At 40.7% G+C, this 13,226-nt stretch carries 14 protein-coding genes; 8 read left to right on the forward strand and 6 right to left on the reverse strand.

The window, feature by feature from the left end:
* Positions 1-2 precede the first annotated feature (2 nt).
* The 4 genes from AC1EU0_RS15400 to trmJ all read right to left on the reverse strand — a co-directional run bounded on the left by AC1EU0_RS15400 (position 3) and on the right by trmJ (position 3,568).
* Positions 3-1,217, reverse strand: coding sequence for an IscS subfamily cysteine desulfurase (locus AC1EU0_RS15400; protein ID WP_480303452.1), 1,215 nt, complete (start codon positions 1,215-1,217; stop codon positions 3-5).
* An 87-nt stretch (positions 1,218-1,304) separates the two neighbouring features.
* Positions 1,305-1,766, reverse strand: coding sequence for a Fe-S cluster assembly transcriptional regulator IscR (gene iscR, locus AC1EU0_RS15405; RefSeq protein WP_480303453.1), 462 nt, complete (start codon positions 1,764-1,766; stop codon positions 1,305-1,307).
* A gap of 252 nt (positions 1,767-2,018) precedes the next feature.
* Complete coding sequence (cysE, locus tag AC1EU0_RS15410; RefSeq protein ID WP_480303454.1) at positions 2,019-2,840, reverse strand: serine O-acetyltransferase; 822 nt, start codon at positions 2,838-2,840, stop codon at positions 2,019-2,021.
* An 8-nt stretch (positions 2,841-2,848) separates the two neighbouring features.
* Positions 2,849-3,568 (reverse strand): tRNA (cytosine(32)/uridine(32)-2'-O)-methyltransferase TrmJ, encoded by a 720-nt coding sequence (trmJ, locus tag AC1EU0_RS15415; protein WP_480303455.1) that lies wholly within the window; start codon positions 3,566-3,568, stop codon positions 2,849-2,851.
* A gap of 298 nt (positions 3,569-3,866) precedes the next feature.
* On the opposite strand from trmJ, the gene nirK reads away from it, so the two are divergent.
* The 7 genes from nirK to AC1EU0_RS15450 all read left to right on the forward strand — a co-directional run bounded on the left by nirK (position 3,867) and on the right by AC1EU0_RS15450 (position 10,139).
* On the forward strand, positions 3,867-5,027 hold the full coding sequence (nirK, locus tag AC1EU0_RS15420) for a copper-containing nitrite reductase (RefSeq protein ID WP_480303456.1): 1,161 nt from the start codon (positions 3,867-3,869) through the stop codon (positions 5,025-5,027).
* A gap of 71 nt (positions 5,028-5,098) precedes the next feature.
* A complete protein-coding gene (locus tag AC1EU0_RS15425; protein WP_480303457.1) occupies positions 5,099-5,974 on the forward strand; it encodes a hypothetical protein in 876 nt (291 codons plus the stop codon).
* Positions 5,975-5,987: 13 nt separating this feature from the next.
* Positions 5,988-6,632 (forward strand): SCO family protein, encoded by a 645-nt coding sequence (locus tag AC1EU0_RS15430; protein WP_480303458.1) that lies wholly within the window; start codon positions 5,988-5,990, stop codon positions 6,630-6,632.
* A gap of 11 nt (positions 6,633-6,643) precedes the next feature.
* A complete protein-coding gene (locus AC1EU0_RS15435) occupies positions 6,644-7,102 on the forward strand; it encodes a copper chaperone PCu(A)C (protein WP_480303459.1) in 459 nt (152 codons plus the stop codon).
* Between the two features lie 85 nt (positions 7,103-7,187).
* A complete protein-coding gene (locus AC1EU0_RS15440) occupies positions 7,188-7,940 on the forward strand; it encodes a Crp/Fnr family transcriptional regulator (protein ID WP_480303460.1) in 753 nt (250 codons plus the stop codon).
* Between the two features lie 106 nt (positions 7,941-8,046).
* Positions 8,047-8,850 (forward strand): inositol-1-monophosphatase, encoded by an 804-nt coding sequence (gene suhB, locus AC1EU0_RS15445; protein ID WP_480303461.1) that lies wholly within the window; start codon positions 8,047-8,049, stop codon positions 8,848-8,850.
* Positions 8,851-8,966: 116 nt separating this feature from the next.
* On the forward strand, positions 8,967-10,139 hold the full coding sequence (locus tag AC1EU0_RS15450) for an NnrS family protein (RefSeq protein WP_480303462.1): 1,173 nt from the start codon (positions 8,967-8,969) through the stop codon (positions 10,137-10,139).
* Positions 10,140-10,231: 92 nt separating this feature from the next.
* Here AC1EU0_RS15450 and AC1EU0_RS15455 read toward each other — a convergent pair whose 3' ends face one another.
* Positions 10,232-10,666 (reverse strand): hypothetical protein, encoded by a 435-nt coding sequence (locus tag AC1EU0_RS15455; RefSeq protein ID WP_480303463.1) that lies wholly within the window; start codon positions 10,664-10,666, stop codon positions 10,232-10,234.
* A gap of 147 nt (positions 10,667-10,813) precedes the next feature.
* Positions 10,814-11,326, reverse strand: a complete 513-nt coding sequence (locus AC1EU0_RS15460) for a hypothetical protein (RefSeq protein WP_480303464.1) — start codon at positions 11,324-11,326, stop codon at positions 10,814-10,816.
* A 162-nt stretch (positions 11,327-11,488) separates the two neighbouring features.
* Here AC1EU0_RS15460 and ggt point away from each other — a divergent pair, with 162 nt between their 5' ends.
* On the forward strand, positions 11,489-13,222 hold the full coding sequence (ggt, locus tag AC1EU0_RS15465; protein ID WP_480303465.1) for a gamma-glutamyltransferase: 1,734 nt from the start codon (positions 11,489-11,491) through the stop codon (positions 13,220-13,222).
* Positions 13,223-13,226 lie beyond the last annotated feature (4 nt).

Consider the following 13,226-nt stretch of genomic DNA (forward strand, 5'->3'; position numbering starts at 1 on the left):
CCTTAATGGTGAGTCCATTGAACTGAATTTAAATCAACACCGTCTTGATACATTTCCCATAATGGAGACATATCACGTAACTTGCCAATAGACTTATTAATGATGTCGATGGCGAAATCAATATCTTCTTCAGTGGTGAATCGTCCGATTGAGAAACGAATTGAGCTGTGAGCCATTTCATCGTTCAAGCCTAACGCACGAAGCACATAGCTAGGCTCAAGGCTTGCTGATGTACAAGCAGAACCAGAAGACACAGCTAGATCTTTAAGTGCCATCATCAACGATTCACCTTCAACAAAGTTGAAGCTTACGTTTAAAGCACCACAGTAGCGGCTGTCGAAGTCACCATTGATATAAGTTTCTTCGATGTCTTTAATACCAGACCATAGTTTGTCACGTAAGTGGCGAATGCGGTCGTTATCTTTATCCATATCTGCTTTAGCAATCGCCGCTGCTTCACCTAAACCAACGATTTGGTGAGTTGCTAGTGTACCTGAACGCATACCGCGTTCGTGTCCTCCACCATGAACCATAGCTTCTAGACGAATACGAGGCTTACGACGAACATAAAGTGCACCGATACCTTTAGGTCCATACATTTTGTGACCTGAAATTGAAATCAAATCAACTTTCATGTCTTGTACGTCGATTGGCAACTTACCAGCACTTTGTGCAGCATCTACGTGGAAAATGATTTTCTTTGAACGGCAAAGCTCACCAATGGCTTTAAGATCGTGGATCACGCCAATTTCATTGTTAACGTGCATTAAGCTAAGAAGAATCGTGTCTTCTCTCATTGCACCTTCAAGGCGTTCCATTGGAATAATACCGTTAGCGTCTGGCTCAAGATACGTAACTTCAAAGCCTTCACGCTCTAACTGACGGCAAGTATCTAATACTGCTTTGTGTTCAGTTTTGCTGGTAATAATGTGCTTACCTTTCTTGTGATAGAAGTGTGCAACACCTTTAATTGCAAGGTTGTCTGACTCCGTAGCACCTGAGGTAAAAATAATTTCACGAGGATCGCCGTTAAGCAAATCTGCGATTTGATTACGAGCGATATCCACCGCCTCTTCGGCTTGCCAGCCATAGCGGTGAGAACGTGAAGCAGGATTACCAAAGACTCCGTCCATGGTCATGTACTGCATCATCTTTTCAGCAACACGAGGGTCAACCGGCGTTGTTGCTGCATAATCCAAATAGATAGGAAGCTTCATTACACACTCCGTACACATTTGTCGTTACTTCGACACAAAAGGTACAAACATCAATTATTATTACGCAAAAATCTTAGAACTAGATCTCTACAGAGAAAGCCTATGTTCTTGCTGCATTTTATCTTGCTTTACCGAGATATATTGAACATCTCTTTTATTCATCAAACCTTCTAGACTAATTCCATCTAGAAAATCGGAAATCTGTTTACTTAAATCACCCCAGAGTGAATGGGTTAAGCATCGGGTGCCACTTTGACAGTTGCCGACACCATGACATCTAGTTGCTTCGACTGATTCATCAACAGCATGAACTACCATTCCCACTGAAATATCAGCCGCTTCTAGACCTAAACGGTAACCACCGCCAGGACCTCGAACGCTGGCAACGAGCCCTTTCTTTCTTAATTTTGCAAAGAGTTGTTCGAGGTAAGACAGTGAAATCCCCTGTCTTTCGGAAATGTCGGCCAACGGAACAGGACCGCTTGCGGAATGAATAGCCACATCAAGCATCGCTGTGACGGCATAGCGTCCTTTTGAGGTAAGTTTCATAACTAAACCAGTTCCTATTAATCGTATGACATTAATTGAAACATACCTGACTAAATTAGTCAAGTATTCCAAAGTGTGATCTGGAAGTAGATTTAAAGAGAAGAAATGGGATTTAAGCCGCGTATTTAACCTTGTTCGTACGCTAAATTCAATGAAAAAGTGGATTTTCTTTTGATTTAGCAAAAAGATGTTAAATTATGGTTAACAATACGGGAGTTAAAGGCTTCTATCCCCTTAGAAGCCTTGTGAAAATTAGATCATTGGATCAAACTCATCCAACTGTTTTTTACGCTTTTCAGCGGCAGCGATCTCATCTTCTGAGAATTCTTCAATATTCAATTCAGGTAACTTATCAGTGCAGACTTCACCACCCATTTGCTGTACTTCATGGCAAACATCTTGGAGCTTAGAGTCCATCAAATGCATATGATCCATCAATTGACCAATAGCATTGGCAACCGGATCAGGGTTATCAGGCGATACCGCGTAAGCATCAAAACCGTATTTCTTAGCCATTTCACTTCTACGGCGTGTGGTTTCTTCAGCTTGTTCGGTTTGTGCGGCCACTTCCCTGCCCGGAATTCCCACCACGGTTCTTTCTTTATTGACGGTTTTAACCACTACGGAATTAGAACCAACTCTAGCACCGTCATCAATCAAAATAGGGCCAAGAACTTTTGCCCCCGCACCAATAACCACATTGTTGCCTAGCGTTGGATGACGTTTGCCGCTATTCCAGCTCGTTCCACCTAGAGTCACACCGTGGTACAAAGTGCAATCGTCACCAATCTCTGCCGTTTCACCAATCACGACGCCCATACCGTGATCGATAAAGAAACGTCTTCCAATCGTAGCACCTGGGTGTATTTCAACCCCAGTCAGCCAGCGAGAGAATGTTGATATCACTCGCGCTAAAAGATGCCACTCTTTTTTCCATAATTTATGGCTTGCGCGATGTAACCAGATCGCATGCATTCCAGGGTAATTGAGTAGTATTTCCCAAGTGCTTCTTGCAGCAGGGTCTCTATGGTAAATAGAAGCGATATCTTCTTTGATTCTAGAAATCACACCCATACTAAAAACTAATCCTTTTTCGTCGCTTTATCGATTGAGGTTAGAATACCTCTCAATATGTTCATCTCTGGAGCTTCAATTCTCGCTCTGGTGAACAATCTACGCAATTTCGTCATGATCTGCCCAGGGTGATTCTTAATAATAAAGCCTGTATTTGAAAGTGTATTTTCAAGGTGCTCAAAAAATCGTTCTTGATCTTTTTGTAGAGGATATTCTGGAGTTTCTTGTGGTTCGCGAGTCGCATTTAACATCGCCATACGAGTTTCATAACACACAATTTGAACCGCTTGAGCAAGATTCAAAGAGCTGTAATCAGGGTTAGCAGGTATCACCACGTGGTAATGACATTTTTGTAATTCGTCATTACTTAAGCCATGATTCTCACGACCAAACACAATTGCCACATCATGATTCTGCCCTTCTGAAACCAGCTTTTCACCTGCTTCTCTTGGCTCTAAAACAGGCCAGTCGAGCGTTCGACTACGAGCACTTGTAGCAACAACTAATCCACAATCTTCAATGGCTTTATCGAACGAATCTACCGTTACAGCATCTTTTAAAATATCCGCTGCACCGGCAGCTAAGGCTATAGACTGCCCATCAGGCTCAACTCTTGGCTCGGCTAGATATAACTTAGTTAGCCCCATGGTTTTCATTGCTCTGGCTACTGAACCAATATTTCCCGGATGAGATGTTCCGACAAGAACGATACGAATATTATCAAGCATGTGGATTCGGCTTTACTTCTAAAAGAATATAAAGCGGGATAGTAACATATAGAAGATGTGCGTGTGTATATCTAAGATATTGTTTGTTTTTATAAGGGTCATGATAACATTAACCTCATTTACGATTTCTCCCTCAAAACTGTACCAAGGTAACTAAATTATTTAATTTTCGTTATTAAAATTGACAAAAGTCAATTCAATTTTACTTGCTGCGAATATTCTATACACAACAGCGCAAACAGGCATCAATTTACTTTTTTTGTTTGCGTCGCGTTACAAACAATATTCGGAGCAGGTCATGGAAAAGAAAACAAACGATATCAACACCCAACGTCGTAACTTCTTAGGCGGTTCAGTAGGTGTAGGTCTAGTAGGTGCAGGTTTAGCAGCAGGGTTGGTATCAACCTCAGCGTCTGCAAGTCATCATAAAAAAAGTGACCGTATGGCAAGGTATACGGCCGACCAACTTGAGCGTGTTACTCAAGAACTCGTTCCCCCACCATTCGTGCCTAAGCATGACCAAGTGGCAAAAGGAAAGCCAAAGGTTGTTCAAGTAACTTTAACAGTTGAAGAAAAACAAGTTGAACTTGAAAACGGTGTTAAAGCTTGGGTTTCTGCATTTAATGGTAGCGTTCCTGGCCCTCTGATTGTTTGTCACCAGCACGATTATGTTGAGCTTACTCTTAAAAATCCAAAAACAAACGCACTAGCACACAACATTGATTTACACGCATCTACAGGTGCTTTAGGTGGTGGTGAGTTAACGCTAGTTTCTCCGGGTGAAGAAGTTACTTTCCGTTTCAAAGCTACAAAAGTAGGAACCTTTGTTTATCACTGTGCGCCGGGCGGCATTATGATCCCTTGGCACGTTGCAATGGGGATGGCTGGTGCAATTATGGTGCTTCCACGCGACGGCTTAAAAGATGGCCATGGCAACCCGATTACCTATGACAAAGCCTACTATGTTGGAGAGCAAGACTTCTACGTACCTACTGATAAAAACGGCAAATACAAAGAGTATTCAACCGTTACCGGTAGCATGAATGACACCTTAGAGGTAATGAAGACCCTTACTCCATCACACATCGTATTTAACGGAGCTGTAGGTGCACTAACAGGTAAAAATGCTATGACGGCGAAAGTGGGTGAAACGGTCATGTTCATTCACTCTCAACCAAACAGAGATACTCGCCCCCACATTATTGGTGGTCATGGTGATTATGTATGGCCAACAGGTTCATTCAACGATGCACCACAAACAGACTTGGAAACTTGGGGTATTCCTGGTGGTTGCACAGGTGCAGCCATCTACACCTTCTTACAGCCTGGTTTATACGCTTATGTAAACCACAACCTGATTGAAGCCATCATGAAAGGTGCAGCAGGTCACATTAAAGTAGACGGCGAGTGGGATGACGACCTAATGGTTCAACTTAAAAAACCAACCAAAATTGCGTAATCACAACTCCTAGCCAATGAGGGCGGTAACGCCCTCAATTATTTATTGTTACTACGAAAAGGGAGCCAACCATGGTTAATGTTCTCAAGCATTGGCGGCGATTCACTCTTCTCACTGTATGTCTATTGCTCACCCTCACCCCAACCTTGAATGCAGCCGAAAAGCGAATCGACTACCCATTAAACAGTGCCGTTTATCAATGGTATGGTTTCCTTGACTCTCAAAATCTCACCAAAAAAAAACAAGCTCAATATCCCAATGTGGATTTTCAAGAACTAAAAGATGCAAAGGTAAGCCTAGGAGCGCATCACCTATTGTCTATCGTCCCTGTAAAGCAAAATAGTAAAATTACTGAAGTTGAAGTGGAATTGGAATTCTTGCCGAAAATAGTGAATAGCGATGAAGTTTATGGCTACTACTTAATTCAAACACTCAAACTGGATAAAGAATCTGGAAAAGTACTGGATAGCAAAACTGTTACCAATGAAAAAGACAATTTTACTTCAAAATTTCGAAGTGCCAGTGGACCCAATTTAATTAAAGCGTTCATTTATCAATGGACACAACACCTAGACAACTTAAGTGTAAATCAACCGAACAGCCATATCCCTTGGGATAAACATTTTACACCTAATACAAAATTTAAAGCAGAAGAGGCTTCAGCATCTTCTCTTGCGAGTTACTTCAATCTTTTAGCAAATACAAAAGCCAAAACCAGCAGACGAGCGATTCGAAATCTGAACATAAAGCCAATGCAAGGAACCAATCAGTTTCAAATTGATTTTGAATATCAATGGAGCCTTCTCAATCAATACGATGAAAATGAACTTGCGCAACTGGGTGTCACTCTTCTAGTCAGCATTAAAAATGGAGTGGTGATTGTGCATGAATATAAAGCAAAATATTTACCGCCTGTTACCGACCTTGGCGCTGAGATTCGTTGTTAATAAGGAACTTTAAATGAACACTTTCATTAAATTATTTAAGCAATCTTCACTTATAGCAGCGATTGCACTATCTGTCTCAATTATGCCAGCACAAGCTAAGATGCCAATTCTCAAAGGTATTGGTGGTGATTTCACTCTCAATAGCAGTAAGGGACAACAGGTCAGTCTTTCTGATTTTCGTGGCAAAGTCGTACTCATGTTTTTCGGTTATACCAACTGTGCCGATATTTGCCCTACTACTATGGCTCATGTCGCCCAAATGGTGAAAAAACTTCCAACAGAGCAACAAGACAAAGTTCAAGTTCTATTTGTCAGTATCGACAGTGAGTACGATACCCCGAAACATCTTAATAAATACCTCAGCTATTTCGACCCAAGCTTTATCGGCTTGGTGGATGACAAAGAAAAAATTGATCATGTCGCCAAGTTATACAGTGCTGAATATTCAAAATTGGCGGATGAGCGAGTTACCACTGAGTTTAAAAAACTCAGCTTAGAAGACAGTAATGCGCCAAAGAAAAAAGGCTATTTATTTTCACACACAGCCAAGATTTTCGTGATAGATGGCAAAGGTCGTATGCGTGGGTATTTCTACACTGGTACACCTTTAAAAGAAATGCGTGATGATGTCTCACAGTTGTTGGCAACTAATAAATAAAGGTAATAACAATGAAAAAATCCCTTTTGATTTCCTTAGCCGTTTTAATATCTATTTTTAGTCACTGGACTATGGCTCAGCAAGTAACTGTAGAAAACGCATGGATCAGAGCTATGCCCCCTACTTCTAGAGTTGTTCCAATTTATCTAACGATGAAAAACACTGGCGACCAACCTATCAAGTTATTGGCAATAAATAGCGCCAATGGCAGAATCGAACTTCATCAAACCATAATGAAAGACGGGCTAATGCGAATGACACCAGTTCAAAAAATCACGGTGGATTCGCAAGGGCAAACAACAATGGCTCCTGGTGGCTACCACGGTATGATGATGAATTTTACTCAAGGTGTTCCAGCTAAAGGCGATTCTGTTCCATTAACACTTACCCTTAATAATGGTGAGAAGTTAAAAGTGATGGCTGTTGTAAAAATGAATGATGATGAAGGTATGCACCACCATCATCATTAATCAATAACTTTGATCTATACGAGTGTTTTTTGTAATTAATTAGTTTATGTTACGGGGCTAATAACTAGAACGATATTAGCCTCTTATGATTTCTGAACCATACATTCACCGTGTCGTCCACCAGCATCACTTATTTTCGAATCTGGCCGAAAGCGAGCTTTCAATGCTGATGGGTAATGCTGCCTTGATCAATTTGAAAGCACACGAAAATCTATTCTTTCAAGGTGAACCCGCTAAACGCTTTTACTTACTCTTGCACGGTAATCTTCAGCTATATCGTACCAACCCTCAAGGACAGGATAAAGTTATTGATGTGGTTAGAGAAGGTCATACTTTTGCTGAAGCTTTAATGTTTAATAAGCAGTCCATGTATCCTGTTTCAGCTCAAACCGTATCGGAATGTCAACTTATCAGTTTTGATTGCGAACAATACCTCCACATGCTCAAGCATAATACCGAAGCCTGTATGGCTGTTATGGCCAATATGAGCATGCGCCTTCGTAAAAACATTAATGAAGTAGAAGTCCTTTCATTACAAAACGCACAATCTCGATTACTGCTGTTTTTAATGCACCACATGAAGCCAACGGCTGAGAATCAAGGACAAGTTTATCTGGATATACCTAAGCGTGTCTTGGCTTCTAGACTGTCTATTCAGCCAGAAACTTTCTCTCGTTTGATCAAAAAAATGACGAACAATGACCTTATTGAAGAGTCTGGTCACGACATTATCATCAAAGATGTTCGTAAACTATACGCAAGTGTGAACGTGCCATTTGACCCTTTGGTTTCAACTGATTCGAATGACAAACAAAGCATTCCCATCATTAATATGTAAATTTTGAAAGTAATTCAATTTTGCAATAATTTAGGTTGCTGTCTTTGGGCAGCTTACGTATAATCCGCTCGCTATTTTTTCGTTCTTTAACATCCAGGGGATTGCAATGCATCCAATGTTGACTATTGCCGTTCGCGCTGCACGCGCTGCCGGTCAAACTATCATGCGCGCTTACGCGGAATTAGACCAAGTTGAAGTTACAGCTAAAGGTCTAAATGACTTTGTGACTAACGTAGACAAAGAAGCCGAAGCGGCTGTTACATACCAAATCCGTAAATCTTACCCTGATCACACAATTGTTGGTGAAGAAGGTGGTGAAGATCGCGGTAAAGATAAAGATTACATGTGGATTGTTGATCCTCTAGATGGAACGAATAATTTTGTCCGTGGCATCCCTCACTTTGCAGTATCTATTGCACTTCAAATTAAAGGCAAAACTGAAATTGCCGTAGTATTTGATCCTGTGCGTAACGAGCTATTTTCTGCCGTTAGAGGTCAAGGTGCTAAACTGAACGATTACAGACTTCGCGTTACTGACGCAAAAGGCCTAAATGGCACTATTCTAGCAACAGCATTCCCATTCAAAGCTCGTCAACATACCGAAACTTACATGAACATCGTAACGGAAGTATTTAATGAGTGTAACGACATCCGTCGTGCAGGTTCTGCGGCGCTTGATTTAGCTTATGTAGCTGCTGGTCGTGTTGACGGTTACTTCGAGATTGGATTAAAGCCTTGGGATATCGCAGCTGGCGATCTAATTTGTCGTGAAGCTGGCGGTACAGTTACCGACTTTACAGGCGGCCATAATTATCTAGTATCAGGTAACATTGTTGCTGGAACGCCAAAAGTTACCACAAATTTAGTTAAATTAATGCGCCCTCTTCTTAATGAAGGTTTAAAGCGTTAATAAACAAGTATTATTTACTATTAAGCGGACTTTATGTCCGCTTTTTTGATCTTCATTAAAGTTTTTATTGTCATCCCATGTAAAATATCCGAGTAAAACACTCAGGTACTGATGTTATGATCAATATTGACGAACCAGCACAAAATCAATTCCGCCCGGCTCTCTTCAGACTCGGCTTTCGCCCTTTCTTTTTATTTGGCAGTATTTTCAGTGTGTTTGCCTTAGGATTATGGGCAATGACATTATCAGGAAAAATCCACTTTCAGCCTCATGGCAACCCTATCTGGTGGCATGGCCATGAAATGATTTTTGGTTTTGTTTCAGCCATTGTTGTGGGTTTTTTATTAACTGCCGTTCAAAATTGGACAGGACAACCCGGGATAAAAGGCTGGCCACTGATTGCTTTATTTACTCTCTGGTTACTCGGACGAATAGTCTTACTCAGTTCAACTTTATTACCGCTTTCTGTAGCCGCTACTATCGATCTACTGTTTTTACCAATGGCGAGCTTAACGCTCTTTCTATCCGTTTATAAAGTTAAGCAGTGGCGTAATATGATCTTTGTTCCGGTATTACTGTTATTAACTCTAATGAATGCCATTTCATATGTCGGTGTTTATCTCTCAGATATAGAGCTTATGAATACGGCTCTGTACGGCGCAGTAATTATCATTACTTTCATCGTAGCTTTGCTTGGTGGCCGAGTTATTCCATTTTTCACAGATAGAGCTAGTGATTGGGAAAGAACTCCTAACTTGCCTGCTTTAGAACTTGCGACAATTGGGACTCTTGGTCTAACCCTAGCCGCTTTCTTTTCTGGCAGTGAATTATTTCTTCAAATTGCATCCACTCTTGCTGGGTTAGTTACATTTATCCGATGGAGCCGCTGGGGCTGGAAGCACACTTTTAAAGTGCCATTACTTTGGTCATTACATTTCAGCTTTATCTTCATCCCTATTGGATTATTTTTAATTGCAACAGGCCTCCCAATAAGCATTGGTCTTCATTCATTAACTGTTGGCGGTATGGGCGGAATGATTTTAGCCATGATGGCTAGAGTAAGTCTGGGTCACACAGGCCGACAATTAGTCCCTCCCAAACCTGTAATTCTCGGTTTTGCATTAATGATTTTAGCGACCATTGCAAGGATCACAGCAGGTATTATCCCAGACCTATATCTACCAATGATTGCAGCTGCTGTTGTTTTCTGGTGTGTCGCATTCGGGCTTTTCATTATCTTTTATGCCCCTATGCTTATGCAGCCTAGAGCAGATGGTAGACCGGGGTGATTTGAGAAAATAATCTACGATATTTAGAGAAAATGATGTTTATCTTACTAGAGGACGTATATGGCCTCTAAGATAAACATCATTTTTTGAAATTAACTATTTTTACTACATACACCACTTTGGCAGCTTATCCCGGTTTTATTTTCAGCCGTTCCCTTGAAGATGTATTTATTGGAGTCGCTAGATTGAACCGTGACTCCAACACTTCCTATCAAAAAGGTATCATCAAAAAATGACGCTGTTTCCCCCTTAGGCACTTTTGCACTAATGCCATAATCCGGAAAGTTGACGTTCACATCACCCGAAGTTTGATTAACAATAGGTATGCACGTTTTAGCCGTCCCTTGGGACTCGCAACCACCTTTCCCTACTCGAGCATAGATTGCAAAATAATTACTTGAGAATTTAGAAGCTATTACAGTCGAGCTTGTGCCAACATTTTCATGATTTAATGCAGCGCTAGCTGCGAATGAAGCAATGCTCATAGTCAATAAGCTTAGCGGAATAGCAAAATATTTCACCTTCATAATCAACTCCTAAAGAATTAGTTAACGCCCTATTTTAATTATAAAAAATTGATTCATATAGAATATAAACTAATAACTTATAGCCTTGAAAAAAATGCCGCTTTTCTATTTTAGAATTATTCTTAATTTGCAATTCAAACTGAAGCGTTAAAGCTTAACATTAGGCTTTACATGTCTTGATTTTTGCTTTTGATAGTTGGATGTTCTTTGGGCTCTGTCAGCATTTAACAACGAGAAAACAGTATGCTCTTGCCTTATAAGGGATAATTTATATCGATGCTCTGGTGATATATAGTCCTCAGGGTGCATTCTTCTAAGTAAAGGGTCGCGAGTAAAAAATGTATGAACAACTTGATATTGGGACTTTTCATCCGGTTTAAAGCTGACCCTCACTTCACATCTTCGACCACTTGAATCTTTTACGATAACGTCATTGAAAACAAAATACTTAAACCGTGAATTGTGGGGTAATGACCAAAGAATTCGACTAGTAGACTTACGTACTGAAGCACGACTTCGGGCAGTATGCAACTCTTTCAGGCCTTCTGCTAATCCTCTTTTACTACTGTTTTTTTGGGCTCCCGCTTTTTTTGTAACTTCTTGATATTTTTTAATATCTAAATAGTCGTAAACTGAATTTTTTGATGTTGCTGTAGCCATATAGAACTATCATAATCGGGTAATTTGACGAGTATAAAAAGTTAAGCTGTATTTACCCTGAAGACATTGCATTCATCAAGCATGCAATCCTCTTTTCATTGAGTGACAAAAGCCGCTCGATATGGCACATTCACCTGAATATAAACAATACAGGGACTTATCATGCGCACATCTAAGCTGCTAAAAGTATTTTCATTTGCTTTAGCCTGCTCCCTAACTCCACTTTCACAATCCGTGCATGCCAATCAATCTGCCATCTACAGCAACATGTCTGTAGCACAGCCTGTTTGGGCAAAACATGGAATGGTTTCTAGCCAAGAGGCATTGGCTAGTAAAGTTGGCGTCGATATTCTAAAAAAAGGCGGTAACGCTGTAGATGCAGCCGTTGCCGTTGGTTTCGCCTTATCCGTAACTTTACCTCGTGCAGGAAATATTGGTGGTGGTGGCTTTATGCTCGTGCATCTGGCTGACAAAAACAGAACTATTGCCATCGATTATAGGGAAACTGCACCAATGAAAGCTCATAAAGATATGTATCTTGATGAGCAAGGAAACGTAGTTAAAAAGCTCAGTAGAGAACATGGGCTGGCTGTTGGTGTACCAGGCACCGTCATGGGCTTGTCTCAAGCACTTGAAAAATACGGTACCATGTCTTTAAAAGAAGTGATTCAGCCTTCAATAGACTTAGCTAAAAATGGTATCTCAGTCACTGCAGATTTAGCTACTTCATTAGCAGCGCTTAAGCGTCGTATATCTCAATGGCCAAGTTCTGCAGAGATTTTTTATAAGGCTGATGGTAGTAATTTTCAACCGGGTGATAAATTAATTCAAAAAGACCTCTCGCATTCTTTGCAATTAATTGCAGATAGAGGCGTAGATGGTTTCTATAAAGGCGAAACGGCAAAAAAAATTGTCGACGCAGTAAAAAATGCAGGCGGCAACTTAACCATGCAAGACTTTGCTAACTATAAAGTTGTCGAACGTAAACCCGTTATAGGTACATATCGAGGATATAACGTTGTTTCAATGCCGCCTCCTTCATCCGGTGGAATTCACTTACTTGAAATGCTCAATGTGTTTGAGAACTTTCCAATTAAAAAATATGGAGCCAATAGTGCACAGACAATTCATTTGATGGCTGAAACCATGAAACATGCATATGCTGATAGAAGTGAATATTTGGGCGATCCAGCATTTTATAAGGTTCCTGTTAAACAACTAACAAGCAAAGAGTACGCAAAGCATATCGCCAAGCAAATTTCAATCAACAAGGCAACGCCCTCTTCTGAAATTAAGCCGGGTAATTTAACTCCATACGAAAGCGACCAAACCACTCATTACTCTGTTGTTGATAAATGGGGAAATGCAGTTTCGAACACATACACCCTTAACTTTAGTTATGGATCAGGTTTAGTTGCTAAAGGGACTGGAATTTTACTCAACAATGAAATGGATGACTTCTCGGCTAAACCAGGTGTACCAAATGGCTATGGATTAGTTGGCGGAGAAGCAAACGCTATTGAGCCTGGCAAGCGTCCGTTAAGCTCGATGACTCCAACAATTGTATTCAAAGACAATAAACCTTTCTTAGTAACCGGAAGTCCCGGCGGTTCTAGAATCATCACTACTGTTATGCAAGTCATTATGAATGTCATTGACCATGATATGAATGTGCAAGAAGCGACAAATTCACCTCGTATTCACCATCAGTGGTTACCTGATGAAATTCGAACTGAACGTAGCTTAAATGGAGACACTATTCGTATACTGGAGTCCATGGGACATAAAGTATCGATAAAATCCTCGATGGGTAGTACTCAGTCCATTGAAGTAACCGACCAAGGTTTGTTTGGTGCCAGCGACCCAAGGCGTGGTGGTTCTGCTGTGGGTTATTAATGTG

This window comes from Parashewanella sp. 2210YD4-3, from assembly GCF_056591735.1.

What these genes read in the sequence shown, in the direction of transcription:
- AC1EU0_RS15400 (WP_480303452.1), bottom strand. Translation starts at nt 1,217, where the DNA reads ATGAAGCTTCCTATCTATTTGGATTATGCAGCAACAACGCCGGTTGAC.
- iscR (WP_480303453.1), bottom strand. Translation starts at nt 1,766, where the DNA reads ATGAAACTTACCTCAAAAGGACGCTATGCCGTCACAGCGATGCTTGAT.
- cysE (WP_480303454.1), bottom strand. Translation starts at nt 2,840, where the DNA reads ATGGGTGTGATTTCTAGAATCAAAGAAGATATCGCTTCTATTTACCAT.
- trmJ (WP_480303455.1), bottom strand. Translation starts at nt 3,568, where the DNA reads ATGCTTGATAATATTCGTATCGTTCTTGTCGGAACATCTCATCCGGGA.
- nirK (WP_480303456.1), top strand. Translation starts at nt 3,867, where the DNA reads ATGGAAAAGAAAACAAACGATATCAACACCCAACGTCGTAACTTCTTA.
- AC1EU0_RS15425 (WP_480303457.1), top strand. Translation starts at nt 5,099, where the DNA reads ATGGTTAATGTTCTCAAGCATTGGCGGCGATTCACTCTTCTCACTGTA.
- AC1EU0_RS15430 (WP_480303458.1), top strand. Translation starts at nt 5,988, where the DNA reads ATGAACACTTTCATTAAATTATTTAAGCAATCTTCACTTATAGCAGCG.
- AC1EU0_RS15435 (WP_480303459.1), top strand. Translation starts at nt 6,644, where the DNA reads ATGAAAAAATCCCTTTTGATTTCCTTAGCCGTTTTAATATCTATTTTT.
- AC1EU0_RS15440 (WP_480303460.1), top strand. Translation starts at nt 7,188, where the DNA reads ATGATTTCTGAACCATACATTCACCGTGTCGTCCACCAGCATCACTTA.
- suhB (WP_480303461.1), top strand. Translation starts at nt 8,047, where the DNA reads ATGCATCCAATGTTGACTATTGCCGTTCGCGCTGCACGCGCTGCCGGT.
- AC1EU0_RS15450 (WP_480303462.1), top strand. Translation starts at nt 8,967, where the DNA reads ATGATCAATATTGACGAACCAGCACAAAATCAATTCCGCCCGGCTCTC.
- AC1EU0_RS15455 (WP_480303463.1), bottom strand. Translation starts at nt 10,666, where the DNA reads ATGAAGGTGAAATATTTTGCTATTCCGCTAAGCTTATTGACTATGAGC.
- AC1EU0_RS15460 (WP_480303464.1), bottom strand. Translation starts at nt 11,326, where the DNA reads ATGGCTACAGCAACATCAAAAAATTCAGTTTACGACTATTTAGATATT.
- ggt (WP_480303465.1), top strand. Translation starts at nt 11,489, where the DNA reads ATGCGCACATCTAAGCTGCTAAAAGTATTTTCATTTGCTTTAGCCTGC.